Origin of the sequence: Roseivirga sp. 4D4 (assembly GCF_001747095.1) — a bacterium.
In the GTDB taxonomy this organism is placed as follows: Bacteria; Bacteroidota; Bacteroidia; order Cytophagales; family Cyclobacteriaceae; genus Roseivirga.
On sequence record NZ_MDGP01000001.1, the window covers coordinates 3,789,425 to 3,802,420 of the forward strand.

Below are 12,996 nucleotides of genomic sequence, written 5' to 3' on the forward strand. Positions count from 1 at the left end.
TACCAACGGATTAAAATTATAGGCATAGAGCTTCAGTCCAGGCATTTGGATCTAGTGAGAAAGACTGTTTGGTTGGATAGGTGTAGTGACTATTCGTGTTTTTGGTCTATATGTCTTCCGAGACTTTCGAGTTTGAGCTCTAATTCATCATCTTTATTATATAGATTCTTTAAGAATGTATTAGTGTCAGACTTTAATGTCCGGGCCGGTTTTCTGCCATTTTTTTGATTTTTCTGTGCTGTATATCTTATCAGATCAAAGCTCAGAAAGACTTTGATGCCCGTTATCATACCAAGCCGGTTCTTTGTGTAATTATAACTTAAGTACCCTTCCCTGGCCGCATCCTTCAGGTACCGATAAACTTGTCTGACTGACCTACCGATATGTTTAGCGATGGTACCTTGGGTCAATTGGAGCACCCTGCCCTTTCCAGCCCAACCTAGGAGCAATGCCAGCATGCACCTGGTGCCGGGCATAAGCCTGGCATCTTTAATAAAGCTTTGTTTCAAAGGTAGAATAAATGCCCCATTGTCATCTGGTCTTTCGATAAAGTATCTCCTGGGCAAGTTCGAGCCCTGCCATAAAAGTGATTGGAGTTCTGAGGGCATGTGTGTGGTGATGTTGATCAGAGAGTTTTGAAGAATTGCATTGGTCATGATTGTTGTAGCCCGCCAGATAAAAACTTGTGAATAAGGATGCAAAAATCCTTTGCAGAGTCAGAAATGACTTGCATTCGATTCGTCAGGGAGGTACCATGAGTATATAAGTTTTAGAGGTTCCCCCTCGTATCTAAAGACCCCCGCTGCAACGGGGGTTTTTGTTTAGGTCTTTAAAAAGGTGCAAGCTCCTCCTTGATAGTGGGTTGAAATTGGTGAGAAACCTGAGCAGTTTCCCGGAAAGTACCCTGCCCGATTCGAGCAGAGACTATTCACAATACTACAATGTACAAGTTTGCACAAGGTTATGCACAGTTTTAGATGATTGTTAAGGTGTCCAGTATAGCCCAAATTATATAGGAGAGCACATGTACATTCTGTACACCCTACTCTGAGTTTTGTTCCTACCACAGGGTTTCAGTGGTTTGGGTGAACAGTTTTCGATGCAACTGAACATGTTCAGTGCAATGTGCAAAAGTTTCTGGCATAGGGATGAACACGCAGACGCGTTGTACAAGTGGTGAACAATGGACATACATATTATGCCCTTTAAGATGTGTTCATTTGGACGTTCAATGCTGACCAACTGAACTGTACATCACTCAACAGTGCTTATGCAGTTTAATCGAAAATTAGTTTTGACAACTCACTTCTAAGCCACAGAAACCCTTGAATATGGAAGGAAAGTCTGATAGGCTCTGTTCGATGTCTAATTCTGTACAGAGGTGTTCACAATGACTAAATCGAAATTCAATCAATCAGAAGCACAACGGATAACCGGTAAATCCAGGACTACAATTAATAAACACATGAAAGGGGGTAAGCTTTCATTCGAGTTGGATCATGAAGGGAATAAGGTTATCCAAGCCGCTGAGTTGATCCGTGTGTATGGTGAGGAGAATTGTGATTTTGACTCTGCTATTGGTGGAACGAGAAAACGGACCGTAAGCCCAAAGCCCCAACTATCGGAGGGCAGGGGAGTGATGGAGGGCATGATCCCCATGGTACTTCATGATAAAATCACCGAACAATACGAGGCGCACATCAAAACCATCGAGAAGGCGCTTGAAAAGGCACAAGAGGTACCCAAACTTTTGGAGGATAAAAGGAAGAGAGAAAATGATGTCAGTCCTTGGAAAAAGACCGTGGCCGCATTGGAAGGGCAGGCGGCTAATAAGGATAGTTTGCTGGAAGAAGAAAAAAAACGCAGGCTGAGACTATTCAAGAAGTACCGGGCCATGGAAAAAGAATTAAAGGAATTCAAGGAAGCATCCAGAGAGAAGAGAGGAAGTAAATGGAAACTCTTTGGCTCAAAGAACAATGGGGCATAACGGGGTCAGAAGGGTGTCAGGTATTGCACAAAGGGACCATTTAAGGTTCAAACGACCTGGTAAATGTACTGCCTTAAAGACCCCTAAAGAATTCTTCGAGAGATATTTGGTGAATCTCAGCTATACGCAGGAGGGTGGTCATTTTAAAGTCTTTTCCTGATTCCAATCGCCAATACTGCTTTCCTTCTATACCGTGATCGAGGGCGAACTTCTCATAACTAGAATAACCTGCTTTAACTCTTAAATCTTTAATGCGCTTTCCTATTTCGATTAAACCATTGTTTGCGCCTTCTTCTTGCATAAGGAAAAGGTCATGAAAGCTTCAGAAATTAATTACGTCACACATGACGCTATTCGATTTTATCATTATCTTTACGTCATATATGACGTAAATGAAAGCTCAGTTCTTAATCATAGCTTTAGCCACCCTATCTGGATTTTCGAATTTGACTGTCCATGGCCAATCAGGTAAGGGTAATGAAGTCGCTGCAGAAGTCCCATTTGAAATGCAGACTGACAAGAGTGTGAGGTTTACTGAGCGTTATGCCTCGGCACTTTCTGCTGACAGTACAATAGTTATTCTTTTTAATGGTGATAGTGAGTTTTTTGCTAACCTTATTCGTGATGCAGCAATCTTAGCTGAGAAGCGTGGAATTGAAGTGAAAAAGATGGTGATAGGCAAACCACATGAGGATCATCCACAGAGTTTCGTTATCTATGAAGCAGGGCAGCCCATATACAATCGTATAAAGGCGGATAGTCTGGCCGGACTAATGGTGTATGAGGCATTGCTAACAAAGCACAAACGCTAATTCCAGGTTTTTGGAATGCCTTTAAATCCGCCAGTTGGGTCCAGACTCGGAGTGGGTGAGGGTATGTGATTTGTTGTGTCTGTTCCTTGGGCACTTTCAAAGACCTGTTTAAGGCTTACAGTAGTGATTGGTGTTTCATCCAGTGTACTTGCAAAGGATACTTTGTCATTATTACCCACCTTGTCCTTACCTGCTCTTGCTGCCGTTAACAGAGCCATTTCTTCTGGGCTGAAGTCTAGCGCTTCGTCCATTTCAGTAGCAAGCCTGGAGTCAACCTTATTAGCCAGAATGTCGCTTTGGACCTGACCTTGATTGGTGGATTCCAGTTGCCTAATGGCTGCTGCCAAACTCTGGGAATGTGGATTGGTCTGTGTTTCGTGTCTAAGCTTTTTAGCTTCTTCCAGGTTTTGTTCTAGCCTGTAGAGTTCAATACGTTCGTGGTTGATCCTTTCGTTAACTGTTTCTGTATTGGCCTGGTCAGCTTTGATTTCAGCTTGTTGCAGGAGCAGTATATGATCGGGGTTTGAAAGATTGAGCTTTTCGGTTTGAAGTAATTCTTGTAGCCGTTCAAGTGCTTGAATGCGCACTTTTACATCTTTTATTTCTTGTTCCAGTACCTTGATGTGTTCATCCAGCAGGTTGAGTAAGAGGCGTAACTCATAGTCCAGGGTTTTCTCTTTCTTTTCACTTCGCAATTTTTCTTCTGTATGAGAGGCATTGGTAGCAATAATGCCGGTGTTGTCCGCTTCACCTTTTACTGTAAGGTTGTGTCGGTTAACCTTTTCTTTTTCCTCGCGTTCTTTTGCTTCTACATCCCGGATTTGCACAACTGTATCCTCAATCACTTCACCTTGGTCCATTTTACACCCAGGCCGGTAAAGATTTGGTTAAAGCGATCCTTTATGCCTGTTTTTGGAAGAGAGTGGTTGAATCTTTGGGCCAGTTCTGATAGGATAGTACTATGCCTGATGAAGTAACCAATGAATTGTTGTATGAAGTCCTGAAGTCGATCCAGTCTCAGGTTGCGATTGTACGTGAAGATACCGAAAGCATAAAGAGCAGGCTTTCACAAGTAGATACTAAGCTGGCTACTTTACACACTGATATAGCGCATCAATCGGACAGAATGGACCGGGTGGAGAGCAGGCTGGGACGGGTTGAAACCAGACTGAATTTCGGTGACCAACCACAATAGTCAGATGTATTTTCTGGACAAGTGATAACGCCTGTTGTATAAGATTGGTATGTCAACTATTCCCAAAGAAAAGCTTGGTAAAGTTATAGATGCCTTGATTGACTCTTCAGTAGAGCTTCATCATGTAGAAATCAAGATCAAGGGTCTACAGAACTCCATAGATGAATTGTCCACCAAATTGTTTTTTCACTATACCGATTCCGGTGAAGGGGATGAATAGCAGTTGGTTTGAAAACTGTTTGATTTAGGTACTATGAGTACCTGTTTTATGTATTTTTTAAACTAATCCCTTGAATTGGTTTAAAATATGTGAGATATTGGTACCATGAGTACCGAAAAAGGGACTAAAATAAACCAGTTGCTAACCACATTTCCGGGCGAGAAGGTATTTGTTTCATCATGGCTGGTGCGGAGAGGGTATAGTTTAGAGCTGCAAAAACGCTATAAAAAAAGTGGTTGGCTGAAGTCGATCGGACATGGCGCGTTAATACGTTCAGGAGATCATGTGACGGTTGAAGATGGTATTCGTTCGTTACAGTTTCAGCTTGGAATGACCATCCATCCCGGAGGAAAAAGTGCTCTTTCAATGCAAGGGAAATCCCATTATTTAGAATTTTCAAGAAGCAAGCTCGATATCTTTGGAGGGACTAATGAGAAACTTCCCAGTTGGTTTCTTAAGCATGATTGGGGCTTAACCATTCGCTATCACAGCTCCACATTTCTGCCTCCTAAAATGGGGCTAACCACGATAGCAGCAGGAAGGCAAGAACTGGGAGTTTCTAATTTGGCAAGAGCCATGATGGAATGTCTGTATTTAGCACCTGAAAAACAGGAACTGATGGAGTGCTATGAGTTGATGGAATCATTAAATGCCCTCAATCCGAAGCAAGTGCAGCCCTTATTGGAAGAGTGCAAATCGATAAAGGTGAAGCGCTTGTTCCTCTATATGGCTGAAAAGGCGGACCACAAATGGATGAAATACCTGAGCATGAATAACATTGATTTGGGAAGTGGAAAAAGAAGTTTAGTTGAGGGAGGGGTCTATAACCACAAGTATATGATCACCTTGCCCAGAGCCCTAGAAGAGCATGGCTAGAGAACCATACAAGAATCAAGTATCCCTTCTACTTGTGGTTTTGCCAGAAGTAGCAAAAGAACCGTGTTTTGCCCTACATGGCGGTACGGCCATTAACTTATTCGTCCGAGAGATGCCGCGTCTCTCAGTAGATATTGACCTAACATACATTCCTTTGGAAGATCGCGAAACTTCATTGCAAAACATTGGAGATGCCTTGGAAAATATCCAAAAACGAATTGAGAAGGTAATTAGCAAGGTTCAGATTGAGTTAAATAGGAAAACATCTAAACTACAGATTTCGCAAGAGGGCGCTCAAATAAAGCTGGAGGTTAATCAAACTAACAGGGGAGTGTTAGTCGATCCATCGGAAATGGCGCTATGTGGATTGGCACAAGAGGAGTTTGAGGCTTTTTGTGTTATGCCAATCGTTTCGTTGGGGCAACTCTATGGAGGCAAAGTTTGTGCAGCGCTCGACAGACAGCATCCCAGGGATTTATTTGATGTAAAATACCTCTTGGACAATGAGGGCTTTACTGATGAGGTCAAAGAGGGTTTTTTATTATTTTTATTATGTAGCAACCGGCCTATTCATGTTTTGCTGAACCCCAATCTTCAAGACCAGAGGAGAGCTATGGAAAATCAGTTTGAAGGTATGACCGAGGAACCTTTTAGCTACGAGCAGTACGAGGAGACGAGAATCAGGCTAATAAAAACCATTCAAGGTTCATTGACTGAAATGGACAAGGCCTTTTTACTTGGAGTAAAAGAGTTGGCACCCGATTGGAGTATCTATGACTTCGAACGATTTCCGGGTGTGCAATGGAAAATGCGGAACCTGGAAAAGCTTAAGACGGAAAACCCTAATGCGCATTTAGAATTATTAGCTAAGCTGAATAAAGTCCTAGGTCGAGAAGGATAGACTGACCATAATTTCATTAACCTAACCCAAAATTCTATACATCTTTGAATGGAAGAAATGGTTTTGTTGGGAAAGAAGATTATCTAATGAGCAAAAATCTACATATCAAGAATATGGTTTGCCAACGTTGCATCATGACGGTGGAGTCAGACCTGAAATCTTTAGGTATTCCTTACACTGAGGTTCACCTCGGCCAAGTTAATTTGAAAGCCCCACTCACGATCAATGAGAAAAACTTATTGGTAGAAAGGCTTGTAAAACAGGGATTTGAGTTGCTTGAGGAGGGAAATAGTTCACTAATAGACAAGGTAAAGACGGTGATTATCGATATGATCCATCATCGGCAGGAGTTGCCAAGAATCAATTATTCAGAATATATATCGGAACAGGTTCATAAAGACTATAGCTATTTGAGTAAGCTATTTTCCTCTGTAGAGGGAATTACCATTGAGAAATTCATCATCAAACAAAAAATCGAAAAGGTGAAAGAGCTATTGTCCTATGGCGAAAAGGCTTTCAAAGAGATAGCCTTCGATCTTGATTACAGCAGTGTACAACATCTTTCTAATCAATTTAAAAAAGAGACAGGAATGACTCCCAGTCAGTTTAAACAAATGAGTAGGCCCGAACGAAAGCCACTCGATTCCCTATAGTTGAAATCTTGTTAAGCTTAGCCCAAATTATGTAATAGAAGTATCTGTTCAAGTTCGGAGATTTGCAGTATCACAAAGAAAATAGGTCAGAAATGGATACAGCAATATTATCAAAAACAGACAGAGGAGATAGCCCTGCGGGTGGTATTAAAGAGTCTTACCCGGTAACGGGCATGACCTGTGCGGCTTGTGCCGCCAGTGTAGAATCAATCTTAAAGCATACCGAAGGAGTAACCGAGGCCAGTGTTAACTTTGCCTCAGGTTCAGTACTTGTAGAGTATGAAGATGTTTTAGAGCCTTCAGATTTGAGAGAAGCCCTTCAATCGGTCGGTTATGATTTGATCATAAATGTTGAAGATCCAGCTGAGGTTCAGCGGGAATTGCAGCATAAGCACTATCAAGATATAAAATGGAGGACTATATGGTCGGCCATTTTAACGCTACCAGTATTTGTGCTGGGAATGTTCTTTATGAGTTGGGTACCAGGCCAGTGGATTTCTATGGCCTTTACAATTCCCATCCTTTTCTGGTTTGGAAGAAGCTTTTACATCAATGCCTGGAAACAGGCACGCCATAAGAAGGCCAACATGGATACTCTGGTTGCCCTCAGTACTGGAATTGCTTTTATATTCAGCGTTTTCAATACCATTTTTCCTGATTTCTGGCATGTCAGAGGGATTCATCCCCATGTCTATTATGAAGCTGCTACGGTAATTATCACCTTCATTTCACTCGGTAAACTACTAGAAGAAAGAGCCAAGTCCAATACTTCATCAGCCATAAAGAAACTTATCGGTTTGCAACCGAAGACCCTGAAGGTGATACAAAACGGTGAAGAGGTAGAAATGCCAATTGCTGCGGTCCAAAAAGGCTTCACTATTGTAGTAAGACCAGGAGAAAAGATACCCGTTGATGGAGCGGTAGTTAGAGGCAGTTCCTTTGTGGATGAAAGTATGATAACCGGTGAGCCTGTTCCGGTTGAAAAAGTGGTGGGCTCAGAAGTCTTTGCCGGTACGGTGAACCAGAAGGGCAGCTTTCAGTTTACGGCCAAAAAGGTAGGTGATGAAACGCTGCTTTCTCAAATCATCAAAATGGTGCAGGAAGCCCAAGGTAGTAAAGCACCAGTACAAAAGTTGGTCGATAAGATAGCAGGTATCTTTGTGCCTATAGTGATTATTGTATCTATTGCAACGTTCAGTACCTGGATGCTGACTGGTGGCGATGACGCCTTTACTCACGCCTTACTTACATCAGTTGCCGTACTCGTTATAGCCTGTCCCTGTGCATTAGGACTAGCCACTCCAACGGCTATTATGGTTGGGATAGGTAAAGGAGCTGAAAACAATATTCTTATAAAAGATGCAGAAAGCCTGGAGCTTGGTCATAAGACCAATGCTATAGTGCTTGACAAAACGGGTACAATAACAAAAGGCAAACCTATCGTAACAGCTTGGCACTGGGAGAATGAGAATAACTACTATAAAGAGATGCTTTTGGCGATTGAAACACAGTCGGAACACCCCTTGGCCGATGCCGTGGTAGTAAAATTAAAGGAGGAAGGTTTCAAACCAGAGGCTATTGAGTCCTTTCAGAGCATTACTGGAATGGGTGTTGAGGCCCAATCTGTTGAAGGGGAAGTATTTTATGTAGGGAATCAACGTCTGTTAGCGAGCAAGAAGATCTCTGTTTCGACTGTTCAGGCAGATCAATCAAGTCATTGGAGAAGTCAAGGCAAAACCGTCATTTTCTTTGCAAGCAGTAGGAGTGTGCTCGCCATTTTGGCCATAGCTGATGAAATCAAAGAAAGTTCTGCTAAGGCAATTAAATCACTTCAGAACAGGGGTATAAGGGTCTATATGCTGACAGGTGACAATGAGCAAACAGCTAAAGCCGTGGCTGACAAGGTTGGTATTGAAAACTACAAAGCAGAAGTAATGCCCTCTGAGAAAGCAGAATTTGTAAAAGCATTGCAAGAGCAGGGTAAGGTCGTGGCAATGGTCGGTGACGGAATCAACGATTCACATGCGCTGGCCCAGGCTGATGTGAGCATTGCCATGGGGAAAGGTTCAGACATAGCCATGGACGTAGCCAAGATGACGCTCATTACTTCAGACCTGCTTGCAATTCCCAAGGCATTGAAGTTGTCAAGAAAAACAGTTCAAGGTATAAGGCAAAACCTGTTCTGGGCCTTTATCTACAACATTATCGGTATTCCTATTGCTGCTGGGGTGTTATACAGCTACAATGGGTTTTTGCTCGACCCTATGATTGCCGGGGCCGCTATGGCTTTTAGCTCGGTCTCTGTTGTGGCAAACAGCCTGAGGCTGAAAACAGCCAAATTATAGTAAACATAAACCATCAAAACAGATCAAAATGAATACGTTAAAGTTTAAATCAAATATCAATTGTACAGGATGCTTGTCAAAGGTCACTCCATTTTTGGAGAAAGAAGAGAGTATTGAAAAATGGGAGGTTGATCTTGAAAACCCAAATAAGTTACTGACTATAGAGGGTAGTAGAGTCTCCGAGGAAAAAGTAATCTCTATCCTTAGCAAGGTTGGGTTCGATGCTCAACCCATTAGATAAGTTACAGCCCGAAGAAAAATATCTAAGCAAATACTAATGAGATTCGTATTGCTGGATGTTTAGAATAAGTGCAGGAGTGTTGACCTTTTTCTAAGCTCGTTCTTGTCGTGCAAGCAATGGCGTTTTACCGCTGAACTCGAAGAAGGTCACATCCTTTTAAAGTAAAAAAGCAGGAACTCTGTAAACAGAAGCTTCTAGTACCTGCGAAAAAGAATATGAAAAGCACATTGATGGTAATGTTATCAGAGTGGTCTACTTCCTGCTTTTCCCTCTTCATATAAGGCCTGCCCAGGACAAAACTTCATACATCATAGTCGCAATGCTGTAACGACTATCAAGGGTTGGCTTAATACTTTTGAATTCAAGGAAAATCAACATCCCTCCTTGTTTTTAAAATGGAGAAAACGCACATAGTGATTTGTCAGAAAAGGCAAAGAAGCTTCAAGAATTGGACTTATTTATTGATCACACTCCTCCTGGCTTTTGGAGAGTTAAAAGCACAGACAACTTTTTCCCTTACTCCTGATCAAAGCTTCAAAGTAGCAGGTACATCCACCTTGCATGATTGGGAAATGGTGTCAGATGAAGCTCTAGGCAACGCGAAAATCGTGTTGACAGATGGCCAGATCACCAGCATCCAATTACTTACTGTCGATTTGCCGGCTAATTCATTAAAGAGTGGTAAAAAGGCTATGGATAAGAATGCCTACAAAGCACTTGATACAAAGGAGTATCCTAACATACATTTTGAATTGACTGAGTTTGAGACGTTGACAGATCAGCGAATAAAAGCGAAAGGCCGGCTTACTATAGCGGGGACAATTCAAGAGGTGCTGCTCGATGTCAGTTACGAGATTTCTGAAAATGCTATCCTTTTTGAGGCAGAGTTTCCCATCACTTTCACACAATTTAAAATAGAGCCTCCGAAGGCCCTGTTAGGAACCATTAAAACGGGTGATGAGCTACAAATTTCCTTTCGAACAACCTTTAAATCAGTAAACTAAAATTTGAGCAATTATGAAAAAAATGAATATCGGTAATCAATTGATGTTGTTGGCCTTTATGTTATTGGCATCAACTACTATATATGCACAGCAACCTGCTTTACAGTACTTTCGATCCAATGACAAAGGAGGTCTCAATGTATTCGAAACCCCTAAAAAAGATACCATAAAATTCGAAGGGTTAAAAGTTCGAATAGGGGGTGATTTTGCCTTACAATTTCAAGGTCTTTCCCAGTCAAATGATATGGTAGGTGACATTTTGGTAGACCTTTCATCTAATTTTAATCTTCCTACGGCCAACTTAAATATTGATGTTCAATTGGCCGATGGATTGCGGATGCATTTACGAAACTACTTATCCTCCAGAAATCACAATGAAGGATGGGTAAAAGGAGGGTATCTGCAATTGGATAAGCTGGATTTCATTCAGGAAGGTTTTTTAAGTGAGTTTATGAAATTCGCCACCTTAAGATTTGGTATGGACGAAATTAATTATGGAGATACCCACTTTCGAAGATCCGATAACGCACGGGCTATATTCAATCCTTTTGTTGGAAATTATATTATGGACGCTTTTACAACCGAACCCTTTGCAGAGTTAACACTGCAAAAGTCAGGTTTGATTGGTGTAGTTGGAGTAAGTAATGGCCGCTTAAATCAAGACCCCATTTCAGGCGATGATGGAATCGCCTTTTTTGCTAAGCTAGGGTACGACAATCAAATAAATGAAGACCTAAGAATTAGGTTAACAGGCTCAGTTTACAGCAGTTCAGATAAAAGTACCAGAGACTATTTGTACAATGGTGATCGGGCCGGGGCTCGCTATTACAGTGTGCTTGAGGGAGTCAATGATACCCGTGTCAGTGCATTCCTGCCGCGATTAAACCCAGGATTTGGTTATCAGACTGCCTATCAAATTAATCCATTTGTAAAAATGAGAGGGCTTGAATTTTTCGGAGTATTTGAAGTGGCCAACAATGGTGATGATACCGTAGGTGGAGGATACACCCAGCTGGGAGCAGAGGCCATTTACCGCTTTGGTATTACTGAGCAGCTCTATATCGGTGGACGTTACAATTCGGTAACCGGTGAATCTTCGGATGCTACCCCTTCAGTAGATATCAACAGACTAAACATTGGTGGTGGCTGGTATATGACCAAAAATGTGTTGACTAAACTCGAATATGTGAGCCAGAAATATGATGGAAATGGGTTTAACGGCTCTAAATTTCAAGGAGCAGAATTTGATGGTATTGTAATCGAAGCCGTAATCAGCTTTTAAGAAAATGTTATAAGTGTCGACCTAAGAGATGATCGACACTTTTTCATTACGCTTATGTTCACTTGTATATGAAACGGCTTCAGTACAGCAAAAAAATACTCGATAAAGTAAGCTTTGACAGGGAATTGCTTGGCAAGGAATACAATAAAGCATTGAAGTTACTCTCAAAAGACGAAGCAATTACACTCAAACTCTGGTACTATTCAAAATTTGGAAACGGAATTGGGAAATGACCAAGTGATTCGCGCATGACGTTATTCTATACATTTCTATTGACAACAATTCCGTTTTTTTCAGGTCCTGGAAATTGTACAGAGATACAATGGCATGTTACAGGTAAAAGTAAAGTGGAAATATCTGGTACCACTAATGTGAGTGATTTTCATTGCCTCTCTGTCAATTATGAGGGACAAGACACTATGGAAGAATCCTGTCCACTCAGGGATGGCTCGTCATCCCTGAGTGGACAAATAATCATGAAATCAGTGGGTTTTGATTGTCACAAACCCAGCATGAACAAAGATTTTGCTAAAACAATAAAGGCAAATGAATTTCCTGAAATAGGAATCAGGTTTGTCGAGCTTAAGAAAAGCCTGTTGGACAAAAAAGTACTTTTTGGGAAAGTAGAAATTACACTTGCTGGAAAATCCAAGACATATTCCGTTTCGTGTGTGGTGAAAGAAGATGGTGAGAATACTAAGCAGTTGGATGGCAATCAGGTTTTTCGCTTTTCAGACTTTGGATTGCAAGCTCCCAAGAAGTTGTTTGGAGTAATTCGAACAAGCGATTCGATTATCGTAAGTTTTCAGTTGGATTTAAAAAAATGTAAGAGCTGTGATTGAAGCGGTTTAAATGAATAGAAGACCTTCGACTGATGCTCACATCTGTTGATTATCGACCTGAACAACGTTAGACTTTATAAAAACCAAAATCTTATACATCTAAAACCAAATATTGAACAAAGCCAGTAGGCCATTTTCTATACATTTGCGTTAGTTAAAATGACAACTCATTTGAGTTAATGAAAAAAATCAGTCGCATATTGCTCGTAATTCTGTTGATTACCATTTCCATGGGAGTGACGATTAACAAGCACTTCTGTGGAGAAATGTTGGAGAGCATAGCGATCTATCAACAAGTCGACTCCTGCTGCGAAGGAGCTGATATGCCTAAAGGCTGTTGTCATGATGAACAGGAAGCATACCAGCTGGATGAATATCAGGTTAACAGCTTTAATTTCATTTTTAAGGCTCCTCAGCTTGTAAACCCTATCGCATTTGCTGATTTGCAAATGCTGTTCAGGGTTATGCAAATAGATCATTCTGATTCTTTTTACACTGCAGAACCGCCTCCATTAGCTGAATCCGACCTGCTGGTAGAGATTCAGACATTCCTTCTTTAATACACGCCTCTTTGGGTGATTACAGGTAGCCACAAATGTGAGTTGTGCCTTGACGCCCCTCGATTGACTAGTTCATAG

16 protein-coding genes are annotated in these 12,996 nt (G+C 41.4%); 13 read left to right on the forward strand and 3 right to left on the reverse strand.

Annotated features, from left to right (window positions below):
- Positions 1 to 89: 89 nt before the first annotated feature.
- On the reverse strand, positions 90 to 656 hold the full coding sequence (locus tag BFP97_RS16455; protein ID WP_069843469.1) for a hypothetical protein: 567 nt from the start codon (positions 654 to 656) through the stop codon (positions 90 to 92).
- Positions 657 to 1,390: 734 nt separating this feature from the next.
- Here BFP97_RS16455 and BFP97_RS16460 point away from each other — a divergent pair.
- Positions 1,391 to 1,987, forward strand: coding sequence for a hypothetical protein (locus BFP97_RS16460; protein ID WP_069843470.1), 597 nt, complete (start codon positions 1,391 to 1,393; stop codon positions 1,985 to 1,987).
- A 73-nt stretch (positions 1,988 to 2,060) separates the two neighbouring features.
- Here BFP97_RS16460 and BFP97_RS16465 read toward each other — a convergent pair whose 3' ends face one another.
- Complete coding sequence (locus tag BFP97_RS16465; RefSeq protein ID WP_069843471.1) at positions 2,061 to 2,288, reverse strand: helix-turn-helix transcriptional regulator; 228 nt, start codon at positions 2,286 to 2,288, stop codon at positions 2,061 to 2,063.
- A 91-nt stretch (positions 2,289 to 2,379) separates the two neighbouring features.
- Between BFP97_RS16465 and BFP97_RS16470 the strand changes: the two genes are divergently transcribed.
- A complete protein-coding gene (locus BFP97_RS16470) occupies positions 2,380 to 2,799 on the forward strand; it encodes a hypothetical protein (RefSeq protein WP_069843472.1) in 420 nt (139 codons plus the stop codon).
- Here the strand turns inward: BFP97_RS16470 and BFP97_RS16475 are convergent.
- The gene (locus BFP97_RS16475; protein WP_069843473.1) at positions 2,796 to 3,659 is read right to left on the reverse strand and encodes a hypothetical protein; all 864 of its coding nucleotides are present in this window, start codon (positions 3,657 to 3,659) and stop codon (positions 2,796 to 2,798) included. The genes BFP97_RS16470 and BFP97_RS16475 overlap by 4 nt on opposite strands.
- Before the next feature lie 101 nt (positions 3,660 to 3,760).
- Between BFP97_RS16475 and BFP97_RS16480 the strand changes: the two genes are divergently transcribed.
- From BFP97_RS16480 to BFP97_RS16530, 11 genes are all read left to right on the forward strand, one after another.
- Entirely contained in the window at positions 3,761 to 3,994 is a 234-nt protein-coding gene (locus BFP97_RS16480; protein WP_069843474.1) for a hypothetical protein, read from the forward strand.
- A 49-nt stretch (positions 3,995 to 4,043) separates the two neighbouring features.
- Positions 4,044 to 4,214, forward strand: coding sequence for a hypothetical protein (locus BFP97_RS20775; RefSeq protein ID WP_170827492.1), 171 nt, complete (start codon positions 4,044 to 4,046; stop codon positions 4,212 to 4,214).
- Between the two features lie 105 nt (positions 4,215 to 4,319).
- A complete protein-coding gene (locus BFP97_RS16490) occupies positions 4,320 to 5,090 on the forward strand; it encodes a type IV toxin-antitoxin system AbiEi family antitoxin (protein WP_069843476.1) in 771 nt (256 codons plus the stop codon).
- The gene (locus BFP97_RS16495) at positions 5,083 to 5,991 is read left to right on the forward strand and encodes a nucleotidyl transferase AbiEii/AbiGii toxin family protein (protein ID WP_069843477.1); all 909 of its coding nucleotides are present in this window, start codon (positions 5,083 to 5,085) and stop codon (positions 5,989 to 5,991) included. Before BFP97_RS16490 ends, BFP97_RS16495 begins: the two co-directional genes overlap by 8 nt.
- 86 nt (positions 5,992 to 6,077) lie before the next feature.
- Complete coding sequence (locus tag BFP97_RS16500) at positions 6,078 to 6,644, forward strand: helix-turn-helix domain-containing protein (RefSeq protein WP_069844361.1); 567 nt, start codon at positions 6,078 to 6,080, stop codon at positions 6,642 to 6,644.
- A 92-nt stretch (positions 6,645 to 6,736) separates the two neighbouring features.
- Positions 6,737 to 8,989: a heavy metal translocating P-type ATPase gene (locus BFP97_RS16505; protein ID WP_069843478.1), complete on the forward strand. Its 2,253-nt coding sequence runs from the start codon at positions 6,737 to 6,739 to the stop codon at positions 8,987 to 8,989.
- A gap of 28 nt (positions 8,990 to 9,017) precedes the next feature.
- Positions 9,018 to 9,230: a heavy-metal-associated domain-containing protein gene (locus BFP97_RS16510; protein ID WP_069843479.1), complete on the forward strand. Its 213-nt coding sequence runs from the start codon at positions 9,018 to 9,020 to the stop codon at positions 9,228 to 9,230.
- Positions 9,231 to 9,625: 395 nt separating this feature from the next.
- On the forward strand, positions 9,626 to 10,234 hold the full coding sequence (locus tag BFP97_RS16515) for a YceI family protein (protein ID WP_083262623.1): 609 nt from the start codon (positions 9,626 to 9,628) through the stop codon (positions 10,232 to 10,234).
- A 13-nt stretch (positions 10,235 to 10,247) separates the two neighbouring features.
- Complete coding sequence (locus BFP97_RS16520; protein WP_069843480.1) at positions 10,248 to 11,516, forward strand: hypothetical protein; 1,269 nt, start codon at positions 10,248 to 10,250, stop codon at positions 11,514 to 11,516.
- Between the two features lie 248 nt (positions 11,517 to 11,764).
- Positions 11,765 to 12,358: a YceI family protein gene (locus BFP97_RS16525; protein ID WP_069843481.1), complete on the forward strand. Its 594-nt coding sequence runs from the start codon at positions 11,765 to 11,767 to the stop codon at positions 12,356 to 12,358.
- A gap of 179 nt (positions 12,359 to 12,537) precedes the next feature.
- On the forward strand, positions 12,538 to 12,918 hold the full coding sequence (locus BFP97_RS16530; RefSeq protein WP_069843482.1) for an HYC_CC_PP family protein: 381 nt from the start codon (positions 12,538 to 12,540) through the stop codon (positions 12,916 to 12,918).
- Positions 12,919 to 12,996: the final 78 nt, after the last annotated feature.